10 protein-coding genes are annotated in these 13,911 nt (G+C 73.3%); 3 read left to right on the top strand and 7 right to left on the bottom strand.

The window, feature by feature from the left end; translation table 11 throughout:
• Positions 1-71: 71 nt before the first annotated feature.
• The 5 genes from ABD287_RS04710 to ABD287_RS04690 form a co-directional block, all read right to left on the bottom strand.
• Complete coding sequence (locus ABD287_RS04710; RefSeq protein ID WP_344168792.1) at positions 72-1,448, bottom strand: FAD/NAD(P)-binding protein; 1,377 nt, start codon at positions 1,446-1,448, stop codon at positions 72-74.
• A gap of 172 nt (positions 1,449-1,620) precedes the next feature.
• Positions 1,621-4,887 carry an ATP-dependent helicase gene (locus tag ABD287_RS04705; protein ID WP_425565501.1) on the bottom strand — a complete coding sequence of 1,089 codons (3,267 nt, stop codon included), beginning with the start codon at positions 4,885-4,887 and terminating at the stop codon, positions 1,621-1,623.
• A complete protein-coding gene (locus tag ABD287_RS04700) occupies positions 4,884-8,234 on the bottom strand; it encodes an ATP-dependent helicase (protein WP_425565500.1) in 3,351 nt (1,116 codons plus the stop codon). The genes ABD287_RS04705 and ABD287_RS04700 overlap by 4 nt, the downstream gene beginning before the upstream one ends.
• A gap of 86 nt (positions 8,235-8,320) precedes the next feature.
• Positions 8,321-9,163, bottom strand: coding sequence for a hypothetical protein (locus tag ABD287_RS04695; RefSeq protein ID WP_344168786.1), 843 nt, complete (start codon positions 9,161-9,163; stop codon positions 8,321-8,323).
• An 83-nt stretch (positions 9,164-9,246) separates the two neighbouring features.
• Positions 9,247-9,726 (bottom strand): hypothetical protein, encoded by a 480-nt coding sequence (locus ABD287_RS04690; RefSeq protein ID WP_344168783.1) that lies wholly within the window; start codon positions 9,724-9,726, stop codon positions 9,247-9,249.
• 492 nt (positions 9,727-10,218) lie between these two features.
• Between ABD287_RS04690 and ABD287_RS04685 the strand changes: the two genes are divergently transcribed.
• Complete coding sequence (locus tag ABD287_RS04685) at positions 10,219-10,668, top strand: hypothetical protein (protein WP_344168780.1); 450 nt, start codon at positions 10,219-10,221, stop codon at positions 10,666-10,668.
• A gap of 25 nt (positions 10,669-10,693) precedes the next feature.
• On the opposite strand, the gene ABD287_RS04680 is transcribed toward ABD287_RS04685, so the two are convergent.
• Positions 10,694-11,542 (bottom strand): LOG family protein, encoded by an 849-nt coding sequence (locus tag ABD287_RS04680; RefSeq protein WP_344168777.1) that lies wholly within the window; start codon positions 11,540-11,542, stop codon positions 10,694-10,696.
• 127 nt (positions 11,543-11,669) lie between these two features.
• On the opposite strand from ABD287_RS04680, the gene ABD287_RS04675 reads away from it, so the two are divergent.
• Positions 11,670-11,825 (top strand): hypothetical protein, encoded by a 156-nt coding sequence (locus ABD287_RS04675; RefSeq protein ID WP_344168774.1) that lies wholly within the window; start codon positions 11,670-11,672, stop codon positions 11,823-11,825.
• On the opposite strand, the gene dapE is transcribed toward ABD287_RS04675, so the two are convergent.
• Positions 11,822-12,889, bottom strand: coding sequence for a succinyl-diaminopimelate desuccinylase (dapE, locus tag ABD287_RS04670; protein WP_344168771.1), 1,068 nt, complete (start codon positions 12,887-12,889; stop codon positions 11,822-11,824). The genes ABD287_RS04675 and dapE overlap by 4 nt on opposite strands.
• A 47-nt stretch (positions 12,890-12,936) precedes the next feature.
• On the opposite strand from dapE, the gene dapD reads away from it, so the two are divergent.
• The gene (dapD, locus tag ABD287_RS04665) at positions 12,937-13,911 is read left to right on the top strand and encodes a 2,3,4,5-tetrahydropyridine-2,6-dicarboxylate N-succinyltransferase (RefSeq protein WP_344168768.1); all 975 of its coding nucleotides are present in this window, start codon (positions 12,937-12,939) and stop codon (positions 13,909-13,911) included.

The raw sequence follows: 13,911 nt of genomic DNA, 5'->3' as shown, positions 1-13,911 counted from the left end.
CTGCGCCTCCGTCCGGGGAGTGCCGTCAGGTGATGTCGTCTATCGGCCGGCGGACCACGCTGGTGAGGGTTTCAGTCGACTTTGTCGAGGTGGTTGGCCAGCGCTCGGGCCTGGTCACGGATCTCCGGTGCGGCCGTGGTCTCCCACAGTCGACCCCGACGGGCCGGGCCGACTGCGAACAGCCACGGGTGCGGCCGGCCCATCCGGTCCAGCACCGCGCCGTCGGCGTCGACATCCATGCCCAGCGCGAACGGGCCCGGCCTGGCCGCGCCCGCGGCGGCGAGGCGTCCCGCCAGCGACGACGCTTCGGCCGGCCACCGGCCCGGCCCGGTGCAGTTGACGATCGCGCCGAACGGCTCGTCGACGTCGGAGTCCGTGGCGCGAACCCACAGGCCGCTGTCGGCGTCGGCACGAATGCCGCGGACGGCGGCGCGGCGCACCACCAGGCGACCCTCGGCGCACAGCGCCGCGATCTGCCCGGCGACCACCGGGGCCATCCGGTGCCGGTGCGCCTCCCACCAGCGGGCGAGGTGGCGCAGAAACCGTTCCTGCTCGGCGAGATCGAGGCCCTGCCACAGATCGTCGAGGTGTGGACGCAGGCCGTCCACCGCGACCCGCCACGACCCTTCGCCCGCGGCCGCCTCGCGCACCGCCCGCACCAGCCGTCGCAGACCGACAACCCTGGGCGGCCACGGCTCCGGCCGCGCGCCGGCGCGCCCGGGTCGGTGCGCACGCGGCAGCAGCCCGTGCCTGGACATCATGATGATCGGTTCCTGACCACGCCCGGCGAGCGTCAATGCCATGTCGACGGCGGTGAGCCCCGCGCCGAGCAGGAGCGTCGGCCGGTCGGCGGGGATGGCCGATAACGCTCCGGTGGTCCACGGATTGCCAACGAGCCCGGGATGTCCGCGCAGGTCGGGACGGATCACCACCGGCCAAGCCGGGGCGGCGCCGCCGAGCGTCAGGACCGCGCGATCGGCCGAGAGCGACGCGCCGTCGTCCAACAGCAGCCTGACGCCGCGACTGACGGCCCCGGCGGCATCGTCTGTCGAGGGACGGGCTGTGTCGGCATCGGCTGGATGGAGGTCGTCGACCGTGGCCCGGTGGATGGACAGGCGCCCGCCGCGCAGCCGCAACTCCTCGGCGAGCGCCTCGCGCAGGTACTCGCCGAACCATTGCCGTTCGACGAATTCGTCGACGGCCAGCGTCCGGCCCCGCGTAGCCGACCAGCGCAGGAAATGCTCCGGGTCATCCGGGTCGATGCTCATGGCGGCCCCCGGGGAGTTGAGCAGGTGACGCGGACCTGCGGCGCCGTAGGCCAGGCCGGCGCCGGGCGCGGGACTGGGGTCGACGAGGACCACACGGCGTCGGACGTTACGCAGCAACTCCCGGGTGACCAGCACGCCGGAGCAGCCGCCGCCGATCACCGCGATCGTCTCCTCGCCCATTGCGCCGCCCCTCAGCGTCGAACCGAACGTTGAACCCCATAGCCCGACCCGCTTCACAAATACGATCTAAAAGAACGAATCACCCGGCAACGATAGCCCTCGCTTCTGGGTCGCTCGACCCAGCCGAACACCAGCCCGCGAAGTTGTCCGAGCGCCGACAAAGGACTTGACGTCAGTGGTGATCCCGAACTTCAGGAAGGGAAGAAATGAGGGCGGCGAGCCCGGCTGCGTCCAGCAGGTCCGCCGGACGGGCCGTCTCCTGCTCGGCGACGTAGTGGAACGCCGCCCGCACCCGCTCCACCGGGACGCCGGCCAGCTCCGCCCACGCCAGCCGGTACGCGGCCAGCTGCACCGCCGCCGCCCGCGCCGCCGCCCCGGCGGGCTGCCGGCCGGTCTTCCAGTCGACCACGTCGTAGCGCCCGTCCGGGTCCTGGAACACCGCATCCATCCGGCCCCGGATCACCACTCCGGCCACCACCGTGGCGAACGGGGTCTCCACCTGCGTCGGCGTCCGGTGTGCCCACTCGCTGGCCAGGAACGCCTCGCGCAGCTCGGCCAGGGCCTCGTCGCCGGCGGCGCCGTCGTCGGCCGCGCCGGGCAGCTCGTCCAGGTCCAGCAGTCGGTCGCCGCCGAACCGTTGCTCCAGCCAGGCGTGGAAAGCGGTGCCACGACGGGCGTGCGGATCCGGTCGCATCGGCAGCGGCCGGCGCAGCCCCCGGGCCAACGCCTGCGGATCCCGGCGTAGCGCCACCAACTGCGACACCGAGAGATGCCCGGGCAGCTCCACCGGCAACGGCCCGGCACGCCGGGCCCGGCGCTCCCGCTCCGCCAGCAACAACTCCGCCTCCGCCTGCCACCGCCGGACCACCGGATCGTCAATCCCGGCGTCGGCGGTGGTCGCGCGGACCCAGGCGGCGGCCTGCTCCACTGCCTGCCGGCGCGAGCCCAGCGGGTCCGCCGGCCACCGCGCGGTGGCGGCCACCGCCTGGGTCGGGTTGGCGGCGCCGTCCGGCGGCGGGTCGTCCCACCGGTCCACCAGGCCCGATCCGGCCCGGCACACCGCGTGGATCTCGGACAGGAACGCCGACGGCCCGCGCGGCTTCTTCACCTCCTCGCCCCACCAGTGCCCGGAGCACAGCAGCAGCCGGCGTGGCCGGGTCACCGCCACATAGGCCAGCCGACGCTCTTCCCGCTCGTCGTGGGCGTCCCACCGGGTGAGGAAATCGAGCACCGCCTGCCGGGCGTCCTTCTGGTCCTGCGCCTGGCCGGTCGCCAGCTCCGGCAGCCCGGCCCGGTCGCCGCGCAACGGGAACGGCAACACCCCGACGCCCTTGACGTAGTGGTCGGCGCCCTGCACCCTGCCCGGCCACACCTGGGCCGTCAGCCCGGCGACGGCCACCACATCCCACTCCAGTCCCTTGGCGGCGTGGGCGGTGAGGATCTGCGCCGCGCCCTCGGCCACGTCCACCTCGCCGGGCGCCAGGCCCCGCTCCTCGTCCTCGGCCGCCGCCAGGTACGCCAGGAACCCGGCCAGCGTCGCGCCCTCGGCGTCCATGGCGAACCGGGCGGCCACGTCGCCCAGGGCGTCCAGGTGGGCGCGGGCCAACCCGGGCGCGGCGCCGGCCCGGACGGCGACCTCGACGTCCAGGCCGATCGCTCGTTCCACATCGGCCACCAGATCCGGCAACGACTGCTCCAGCCGCCGACGGAGCCCGGCCAGCTCAACCGCGTACGCCGACAGCCGCCGGAATCCCGCGACGGAGTACGCCGCGGCGTCGCCGAGGTCGGCCAACGCCTCGGCGAGCGTCGCGTCGTCGAGCCGATCGGTGACGATGTCCGGCTCGGCTGGGCCGGGGCCACGTTCGGGGCGCCGCTCGGCGGCCAGCCGCCGGGCCCGCCGGTGCAGCGCCAACAGGTCCCGGGGCCCAAGCCGCCAGCGCGGCCCGGTGAGCATCCGCATCAGGGCGGCGCCGTCGGTCGGGTCGGCCAACGCGCGCAGCGTGCACACCACGTCCCGGACCTCCGGTGTGTCGAGCAGGCCACCCAGGCCGACGACCTCCACCGGCAGTCCCCGGGCCCGCAGCGCCGCCTCGATCGACGGGATCTGCTTGCGCACCCGGATCAACACGGCGGTCGTCGGCCGCCCGGACACCGGGATCTGGGCCGGCGGGGTGCCCACGGCGACGCCCGCGAACTCCCACCACGCCCGGAGCACCCGGTCAGCGATCCAGGCGGCCTCGTCCAGATAGGTGTCGGTGAGCGCGCAGCGGACGGTGTGGCAGCCCAGCGCCTCCTGCACGCTCGGCGCGGGAGCCAGCTCGGCGACCTGCGCCCCGGCGTCACGCAACGGCGCGGACAGCGCGTTGGCCACCCGCAGGATCTCCGGCCGGTTCCGCCAGCTCGTCCGAAGCTGAAGCTGTGCCGCCGGCTGCCCCGCCGCGTCGACGAACTCGGCCGGGAACCGTTCCAACGTCCCGGCGCTGGCGCCCCGCCACCCGTAGATCGCCTGGCAGGGGTCCCCGACCGCGGTCACCGGATGCCCGCCGCCGAACAGCGAGCGCAGCAGCGTCACCTGCGCGTGGCTGGTGTCCTGGTACTCGTCCAGCAGGACCACCCGGAACCGGTCCCGTTCGATCTCGCCGACCTCCGGGTGGTCCCGGGCGACGACGGCGGCGCGGGCCAGCTGGTCGCCGAAGTCCATCGCCTCAGCCGCCAGCTTCCGCTGCGCGTACGCGCGGACCAGCGGCAGCAACGCCGCCCGGGCCCGCTGCCGCTCCACCATGTCCGCGACGTCCTTGTAGACCCGGCCGGGCAGCGCGCTGACCCGGGTGTCGAACTCGGCCGTCCACGCCGCCAGCTCCTCCGGGGAGACCAGGTGCTCTGACAGCTCGCCGGCCAGCGACAGCAGGTCGGCGACCACCGTGGACGGGGCCCGGCCGACCGCCGACATGTCCCCCTCGTACGAGCGGACCAACCGGTCCGCGAGCTGCCAGCACGTCGCCTCGGTGAGCAGGCGCGAGGCGGGCTCGAAACCACCACGCAGGCCGTGCTCGGTGACGATCGAGGCCGCGTACGAGTGGTAAGTGGCGACCGTCGGCTCCCCGCCCACCCCCTCGTCCGGGCTCCGCGCCGGGTGGCCGAGCTGCCGCTCCAGCTGGTGCAGCCGGGCCCGCACCCGGTGGGCCAGCTCCCCGGCCGCCTTGCGGGTGAAGGTCAGGCCCAGGATCTGGTCGGCGCGCACGTAGTCGTTGGCGACCAGCCACACCACCCGGGCGGCCATCGTCTCGGTCTTGCCGGAGCCGGCGCCGGCCACCACCAGCAGCGGCGCGACCGGCGCCGAGATGATCGCCGCCTGTTCGGGCGTGGGCCCGAACGCCAACCCCAGCAGCCGGGCCAGCTCGCCGGGTGCGTGGCGTGGCCCGCTCACCGCCGCCGTCACGATGTCGCCCCGCCGGCCCCGGCCGGGGGCTCGACGACCTGCCGGCCGTGCCCCGACACCGGGCAGCAGACCCGCACCGGGCATGTGCGGCAGCCCTTGTTGGCTACCGCGGCGAAGGTCGAGGCGGCCATCGTGGCCGCGGTCCGACGCACCATCGCCTGCGCCCAGCCCGGGTCGTCGGCGTCGGCGACCGGCGGCTGGACCTGCTCCCGGGCCGACCCGGCGGTCGTCCCCAACTGCACCAACGCCGCCCCGCCGGACACGTCCCCCTCGGCGAACGCGCCGGCCTCCACCGCGGCCTGATAGGCGCCGAGCTGCGGGTGCTCGGACAGGTCGGCGCCGGTGACCGAGGTCGTTTTACCGGTCTTGAGGTCGACGACGACCAGCCGCCCCGCGTCGTCCACCTCCAACCGGTCCACCCGGCCGGTCAGCTCCACCGCCGGGCCGTCCCCGTCGGCGGCCAGCCGCACCGCGAACTCCCGTTCGATCGCCAGCAGCCGACGCGGGTTCACCGCCAGCCAGCCGAGGAGTTTGTCGACCATGGTCTCGGCGCGCTGGTGTTCCCGGTCGGCGAGCCACCGCGCGGCCAGCTCGATCGCGTCGAACCGCGCCCCCACATAGTCGACCAGGGCGGCCCGATCGACGTGGGCGTCCTCGGCCAGCATCGCCGCCGCGTGGACCAGATTCCCCAACCCCTGCGCCGACGAGTCGGCGGGCCGGCCGCCGTGCCGTTCCAGCAGCCACCGCAGGCTGCACCGCAGCACGCTCTCCATCGTGGACGGGGTGACCCGCACCGCGTCGTCGTCGGCGAAGAGCGGGCCGTCGTCGGTGAGCTGCGGCAGGCCCCACCACTGGTCCGGGTCCGCCCCGGCGACCCCGGCGAGCGCCAGCCGGGCCAGCTGCGCGGCGGCGGCCCGCCGTCGTGGCTCGGGGGCCTGCGGGTCGGCGGCGGCGGACCGCAGCTCGGCCACCAACGCCGGCAGCGTCAACGCCCGGGGCAGCTGCGCCGCCGGCAGCTGGGGCGCCCCTTCGTCGTCGACGTGCCCGGCGACGCCCAGCTCGTGCAGGAACCGACTCGGCTGCTCCTCGCCGTCGGCGCCGCCGACCGCGCCGGAGGCGACCGCGGTGGCGACCAGCCGACGCCGGGCCCGGGCGCAGGCCACGTAGAACAGGCGGCGCTCGTCGTCCAGGAGCGCGGAGCGGGCGCTGACGGCGGCCGCCCCGGCGGCGGCCTCCCGTCCGGCGACGGCGTCGACGAGCTGCTCGGCGCCGAGCAGGCTGCCACGAAGCCGCAAATCCGGCCAGACGCCCTCCTGGACGCCGGGGATCACCACGACGTCCCACTCCAGGCCCTTGGCGGCGTGCGCGGACAGCAGCCGGACCGCCTCGCCCCGGTCGGCGCTGGGAGCCAGGGTGTCGGCCGGCAGCTGCTGGCCGAGGACGTGGTCGAGGAACACCTCGGTACGGGCGCCGGGAAGCCGGTCGACGAACCTGGCGGCGGTGTCGAACAGCACCACGACGGCGTCGAGGTCCCGGTCAGCGGCCATCGCCCGTCGTTGGTGGACGTGCGCGGGCTCGTCGGCGCGTGGTGGACGGGTCGCGGCGGCGCTCCACCGCTCGGCCAGGCCGCTGGCGTCCCACACCGCCCACAGGACATCCTCGACGGTGCTGCCCGGACGGGCGGCGGCCTGTCGGGCGGTGTCGAGGAGTCCGGCCACCCGCTGCCCCGGCTCGGCCCAGCGGCGCAGCGTCGCGGCGAGCTGGCCAGGTTCGGCCAGCGCCTCGACGAGCAGGTCGCCGGTGGCCCGGTGGTCGCCGGCGGCCAACGCCAACGCCCGCAGGCCCTGCCGCAGCCGCCGCTCGGCGAGCGGGTCGGCGCCACCGAACGGCGAGTGCAGCAGCGCCACCGCCGCCTCCTCGTCCAACCGCTCCGGCTCGACGGCGCAACGCAGCAGCAACAGCAGCGGCGCGACGGCCGGTTGCCGGTGCAGCGCCAGGTCGTCGGCGTGGGTGACGGTGGGGACACCGGCGGTGTGCAGGGCGCGTTCGAGGGTCGGCAGCTGCGAGCTGGCCCTGGTCAGCACTGCCATCTGTGACCACGGGACGCCGTCGCGCAGGTGGGCCTCGCGCAGGGTGTGCGCCGCGAACGCGGCTTCGCTGCCGACGGTGCGGAAGGTGGTGACGGTGACGGCGGCGAGTTTGGCGGCTTCCCGCAGCCGCCGGTGCTCGCCGGGGCCGCGCAGCCGGGCGGCGATCCGCCGGGTCGCCGCGAGCAGGTCACCGCCGGCCCGGTAGGACGTCGACAGGGTGATCGTCGGGGCGGGGGCGCCGTCGGCGGCCCGGAACCGGTCCGGGAAGCCGCGGGCCCCGGCGGGGTCGGCGCCACGGAAGCTGTAGATCGAGGAGTCCGGGTCGGCGAACGCGACGACCGGCAGCCCGCCGCCGGCGACCAGCTCCAACAGGTCCAGCTGGGCGGGGTCGGTGTCGGCCAGCTCGTCGACGTAGACGTAGGCGAGCCGGCCGCGCTCGGCGGCCAGCAGCTCCTGGTCGGCGGTCAGGAGCGCGGCCGCCGCGCGGACCAGCTCGGCGTTGTCGTAGGCGGGGGCGCCCCGGCTGGTCGCGTCGCGGAGGGCGAGCACCTCGGCGTACTGCTCCATGAACGCGGCGGCCGACTGCCAGTCCGGGCGGCCGTGGCGACGGGCCAGCGTGGCGAGCCCGGCCGGGCTGACGCCTCGTTCGGCGGCGCGTAGGAGCAGGTCGCGCAACTGCCCGGCGAAAGCCCGGGTGCCGACGGCGGCGCGCAGCTGCTCAGGCCACCGGACCAGGGACGGCTCGTCCTCGAACGGGGCGACCAGCTCCCGGATGATGAGGTCCTGCTCCGGGCCGGTGAGCAGGCGCGGCGGCGGCTCACCGCGCTGCGCGGCGGCGTTGCGCAGCAGCCCGAAGGCGTACGCGTGGAAGGTGCGCACCATCGGCTCGCGCACCGCCCGCCCGGTGGGGCGGGCCCCGTCGGCGCGGGTGACCCGCGCCTCGATCCGCCGCCGCAGCGCGGTGGCGGCACGGCGGCCGAAGGTGAGCGCGAGGACCCGCTCCGGGTCCACGCCCTCGGCGACCCGGGCGGCGACGGCCTCGACCAGCGTGGTCGTCTTGCCGGTTCCGGGACCGCCGAGCACCAGCATCGGACGGCCGGTGTGCTCGACGACCCGCCGCTGGTCCGGATCGACGGCCAGCGGCGCCGGTACGACGACGACCGGCCGGACGAGCCGGTAACCACCGGCCCGCCCGCCCCCCGCGTCGCCGGACGGCGCAGCTGCGGTCGGCGACGCTGGGGACGGCTCGGCGGACACCATTCCATCAGATCACGCCAGTAGGACATCGAGCCTGCGGTACCCGACCCGGTGGTCAGCCGGACGCCCGGACCCCGGAGCCGGCCCTACGACTCGGTGTGGATGACCACGTTCCGGAGGGTGATATCGCCGGCACGGGCGCGGGCGTCGCAGACGTTGAGCTGGCGTACCTTGCCGGTGCCGTCGGTGTAGTTGAAGCAGTAGATGTAGCTGCGGGCCGAGCCGCCCCGGATCTCGATGTTGATGTTCTGCCGCAGGGCGCCGCCCACGCGTGCGTCCACGCCGGTCAGCGACCAGCTGGGGGCGCCGCCGGTGCTGACGCAGTCGTCCTGCTGGTTGACGGCGTCGGTCACGACGTTGCGGCACGCCGCGGTCGGTGCCGGCAGGCTGCTCGCGCCCAGCACCAGGTCGTCCAGGGTGCGCCGCTTGACGCTGCCCTGGGCGTCGCGGTACACGTGGGTGACACCACTGAGGTTCGTGTTGCCGCTGTGCCCCTCGGCCAGGCAGCGGTTGCTCTGCTGGTTCGAGGCGCGGTAGCGGGCGCACTGGTCGTTCGCGGTCCCGGCGGCGGCGGCATCGAGCGCGGCCAGCACCCGGTTGCCCTGGTTCGCGGCGCGCGCGGCGGCCTTGACGTAGATCTCCACGTTGGCCAGCTCGACGGAGCCGCCGGCGGAGTTGGCGGTGCAGCGGTTGGCCTGCATCGGGATGCGGCGCTTGTTGGCGAGTTGCTGGGCGACGGCGACGTTGCCGCACACCACCTCGGCGGCGCCGTTGCCGCCGACGATCCGGATGTTGGCGTCGGCCGCCTGGGCGACTGCGGCGGTGCCGGCGGTGATGACGAGGATGCCGGTGACGGCCGCGGCGACGGTTCGGGTGCTCGCCACGAGCGGCTGTGAGCGCAGGTGCATGGTGGTCTCCAGGGGGTTCATGGCGGGGGGAGCGCGCCCCGGGCCGGGCCGCGGGATGCACGGGAGGCGGGCGGCGAGGTCACCACCCGCCTCCGGTCGTTGAACTAGCTGCCGACCTGGATGACCGTGATGCTCACGTTCTTCAGGTTGACGTCGCCGCCCTGGGCGACGGCGGCGTTCGTGCATTCGTTCTTCTGCGCGGCGGTCGCGCTGCCCTGCAGGAAGTTCACGCAACCGGCGACAGCAACGGCGTCGCCGCCGCTGATGGAGACCGACGCGTTGTTCTTGGTCTTTCCGAACCAGCCGCTGTTGCCCTCCTGCTGTACCCAGACGCTGACGTTCTTGAGCTTGACGTCGCCGCCCTCCGCCTTGGCAAAGTTCTTGCAGTAGTTGGACTGGCCCTTCAGCCCCGCGATGATGCTCTTCTTGGCGTAGTTCACACAGGCGGCAAGCGAGGCGGCGTTGCCACCGCTGATGCTGATGTCCGCGTTGTTGAAGGTATCGCCAGCCAGGGCGGGGCTGGCGAAGCTGATGGCCGCAGCGGCCGTGGCAGCCAAAACTGCGGTGCGAGCGGCAATGCGCATGGAGGATTCCCCTCGAGTAGTGAATATGGATTCGGACCGGCGCCCGGAATGGTTCCGGCGCTCAACCCGCAGGGAACATATAGGTATCAAAGCCGCATTTCTACTGGGCGTTGGAAAATACCTTCGGTAGGGATTAAGTCATATATAAGATCTTTTGCTGTCCGCCGTCTCGACAGCGAAATGGACGCCCCACATGCAGCCGAACGGCTGAGGTGTCCTGCTGGACTTACACCGCGCCACCGGTCGAACACCCGTTTCCCGGTCCGCGGCGGGAATGCCCGGACCGTCGGCGGTCACCGACACCTCGACCGCGCCCGACAGCTCGACGCCTGGGGCCGACCCGCCGCCGCTGCATGATCAATTCCTTAGTGGACAATTGAGGCGAAGATCGCAGAGTCAGCTTTCCGACAGCGACCGCCCCGATTTTTGCCGTACGGTCCACAGCCGTGTCTGGGCCGCCAGGAGGCGGCCACCCCCAACGTGAGGAAATTCATGCGCCGTCTCATCTGTGTGGCCGCTACCGCCGCCATCGCCCTGACCGCCGCCGGCTGCTCCGGGGACAAGACGCCGGCCGCCGCGCCGACGAACCCCGCAGCGACCACCTCGGCCCCGGGCAGCCCGTCCGACGCGCCCGCCCCCAGCGGCAGCGCCGCGACCGGCGCCAACGCGGCAGCCTGCGGCGAGCTGAAGTCCGCCACTGTCAAGGCCATGACAACAATGATCAACCCGGCGACCACCGACAAGGACGCCGCGGCGACTGTCAAGACGTACAGCGAAGCCGTCGCGAAGGCCAGCAAGAACGCCGAGGGCGAATTCGCCAAGAAGCTGGACGCGTTCGCCGCCGACCTCGCGGCGGTCAAGCCGGCCGATGCCAAGACAGCGGTCGAGAAGGTCGGCGCCAAGTACGAGAACGACCTCGTCGCCGCCTGCGGCAACATGTGATCGCGGACCAGCGGGCGGCCGGCGGTCAGATCTCGTGTCCGGCTTCGTCGGCCGCCAGCTGGTCATGCACAAGATGACTCACGGCCGCCTCCTCGGCTGCCTCCTGCTCGGCGACAAGCCGGGGGTCGGCCTCGACGATGTGCCGTAGCGCCTGGTCCATATCATCGGTGAGGCAGATGAGGTCGAGGTCAGCGGCGCTGATCTTCCCCTCGGCGGCCATCGAGCCGCGGAGCCAGTCGATGAGGCCCGACCAGTACGCCACCCCCATGAGCACGACCGGGAATCGCGTCACCTTGCCGGTCTGCACCAGCGTCAGGGCCTCGAACAGCTCGTCGAGGGTGCCGAACCCGCCGGGCAGGACCACGAACGCCTGCGCGTACTTGACGAACATCGTCTTGCGCGCGAAGAAGTACCTGAAGTTGACGCCGAGGTCGACCCACTCGTTCATGCCCTGTTCGAACGGCAACTCGATGCCCAGGCCCACCGAAAGGCCGCCGGCGGCCACGGCGCCCTTGTTCGCCGCCGCCATCACCCCCGGACCGCCACCGGTGATCACCGCGTAGCCGGCGTTCGCCAGGGCGGCGCCGAGCCGCTCCCCCAACGCCCACTCGGCTGAGTGGGGGGCGCACCGGGCCGAGCCGAAAACGCTGACGGCAGGCGGCAGCTCGGCCAGCGCGTCGAAGCCCTCGACGAATTCCGCCTGGATGCGCAGCACCCGCCAGGCGTCCCGGGACTTCCAGTCACCGCGGTGCCGCGAATCGAGCAGTCGCTGGTCGGCGGTGCTGGTGGGGATGGCCTCCCGCCGCAGGGTGACCGCGCCCCGGTGGCGCTCCGGGCTGCTGCTATGGGGTCGCTGCGACTGGTGGTCCGACATGCCACCACCGTAACGGTCCGTGTCGCTTGTCTGGGAAACCGCAACCTTTTGTGGCCCTCAAGCGTCTATAACGTAAAGACGCGGGTTCCCGGCCGAGGACACCCGCGCGGGAAAGGGGGAATCATTGGTGATGACCCGCACCGAGCTGCTCCGCCGTCGCCGCGCCCTCAACCGCCGCATCCGAGCCGCCGTCAACCAGCGACGGATCGCCGCCACCGTGGACGATCGCGCCGCCGACCCGGATGTCGCGCCCGACGATCCTGGCCGCGCCGTCGCCGGTTAGGTCAACCACCGCCGCAGCACCTGAGCGCCATCTGTGATCTTGGATAGTTCGACATGCTCGTCCCGGGTGTGGGCCAGGTTCGGGTCGCCCGGACCGAAGTTCACCGCCGGGATGCCCAACTCGGCGAAGCGGGCCACATCGGTCCAACCGAGCTTGGCGGCCGGCGGCTGACCGACGGCTGCCAGGAAATGTCTCGCCGCGGCGGCGCCCAGGCCCGGCAGCGCCCCTGGTGCGGCGTCGACGATCTCCACGTCGTACCCGGCGCAGACCTCCCGGAGGTGCGCTTCGGCCTGCGCCACCGAACGGTCCGGGGCGAACCGAAGGTTCAGCTCGACCTCGCAGGCGTCCGGGATGACGTTTCCGGCGACGCCGCCGGTGATCCCCACCGCGTTGAAGCCTTCCCGGTACCGGCAACCGTCGATGTCGACAGTCCGGGCCGGGTAGGTCGCCAGCCGGCTCAACAACTCCCCGACGGCGTGGATCGCGTTGGCGCCGAGCCAGGACCGGGCGGCGTGGGCGCGGGTCCCGGTCGTCCGGACGATCGCCCGCATGGTGCCCTGGCAGCCGGCCTCGACCAGCCCGTAGGTGGGCTCCAGCAGGACGGCGAAGTCGGCCGCGAGCCAGTGCGGGTGAGCTGCCGAGACCAACGTCAGGCCGTTCCTGGCCGAGTCGATTTCCTCACATTCGTAGAAGAGGTAGGTGACGTCGTGCCGGGGCGCCGGCTCAGTGACGGCCAGGTGCAGGGCCAGGGCCACCCCGGACTTCATGTCGGACGTGCCGCAGCCGTACAGGACATCGCCGTCCAGCCTGGAGGGCAGGTTGTCGGCGATCGGGACGGTGTCCAGGTGCCCGGCTAGGACCACCCGCTCGGCGCGGCCGAGGTCGGTGCGGGCCATGATGGTGTGGTGGTGCCGTTCGACGCTCAGGTGGGTCTGGGAGCGTAGGACCTCCTCGACGTGGTCGGCGATCGCGGCCTCGTCGCCGGAGACGGACTCGATGTCGACGAGCGCGCGGGTGAGCGCGGTCGGATCGGCCAGCGTCTGCGGAGTCAGCGGGTTACCCATGGGCCACACCGTAATGCGTCACTGCCAGGCGCGGTAACGTCTGGTCCGTGACTGCCATCGACTCTCCCGCCTGGGGCTTCGGCCTCGCCACCGTCACCGCGGACGGACAACTGCTCGACGTCTGGCACCCCGCCGGCAAGCTCGGTCTGGGCGCCGCCCCGGACGGCCCCGCCCCCACCGGCGACGCCGCCGACGCGGTGCTGCTCGACCTGCCGGCGACCGTGGTCGGCGAGCGCCCGCTGCACGGACTCCGGACGAAGGTGGTCGCCACCAGCATCGGGTCGTTGGCCGACCCGCCGACCGACGTGGCCGATGCCTACCTGCGCCTGCACCTGTTGTCGCACCGGTTCGTCACCCCGCACCAGGCGAACCTGGACGGCGTTTTCGGGCTGCTGCCCAATAACGCGTGGACCAGCGCCGGCCCCTGCCCGGTGGACCGGGTGGACGAGCTGCGGGGCGTCGTTCGCGCCACCGGCGGACACCTCACCGTCTTCGGTATCGACAAGTTCCCCCGCCTGGTCGACTATGTGTCGCCGGCCGGGGTCCGGATCGCCGACGGCAACCGGGTGCGGCTGGGCGCGTACCTGGCCGCCGGCACGACCGTCATGCACGAGGGATTCGTCAACTTCAACGCCGGCACGCTGGGCGCCTCGATGGTGGAGGGGCGGATCTCGGCGGGGGTGGTGATCGGCGACGGCTCGGACGTCGGCGGCGGCGCCTCCATCATGGGCACGTTGTCGGGGGGCGGCAAGGAGGTCATCGCGATCGGGCGGCGGTGCCTGCTCGGCGCCAACTCCGGGGTGGGCATCTCGCTGGGCGACGACTGCGTCGTCGAGGCCGGCTGTTACATCACCGCCGGTTCCAAGATCGCGCTGCCGGACGGTCGGGTGGTCAAGGCGTCCGAGCTGTCCGAGGTGAACGGGGTGCTGTTCTGGCGGCACGCCCAGTCCGGCGCGTTGGAGGCACGGCCGCGGTCCGGTCAGGGCATCGCCCTCAACTCGGCCCTGCACGCGCACAACTGA

The sequence above is a fragment of the Pilimelia columellifera subsp. columellifera genome, from assembly GCF_039532605.1.
In the GTDB taxonomy this organism is placed as follows: Bacteria; Actinomycetota; Actinomycetes; order Mycobacteriales; family Micromonosporaceae; genus Pilimelia; species Pilimelia columellifera.
Note: the sequence above shows the minus strand (reverse complement) of the source record. Positions and strands in the feature narration are given on the sequence as shown.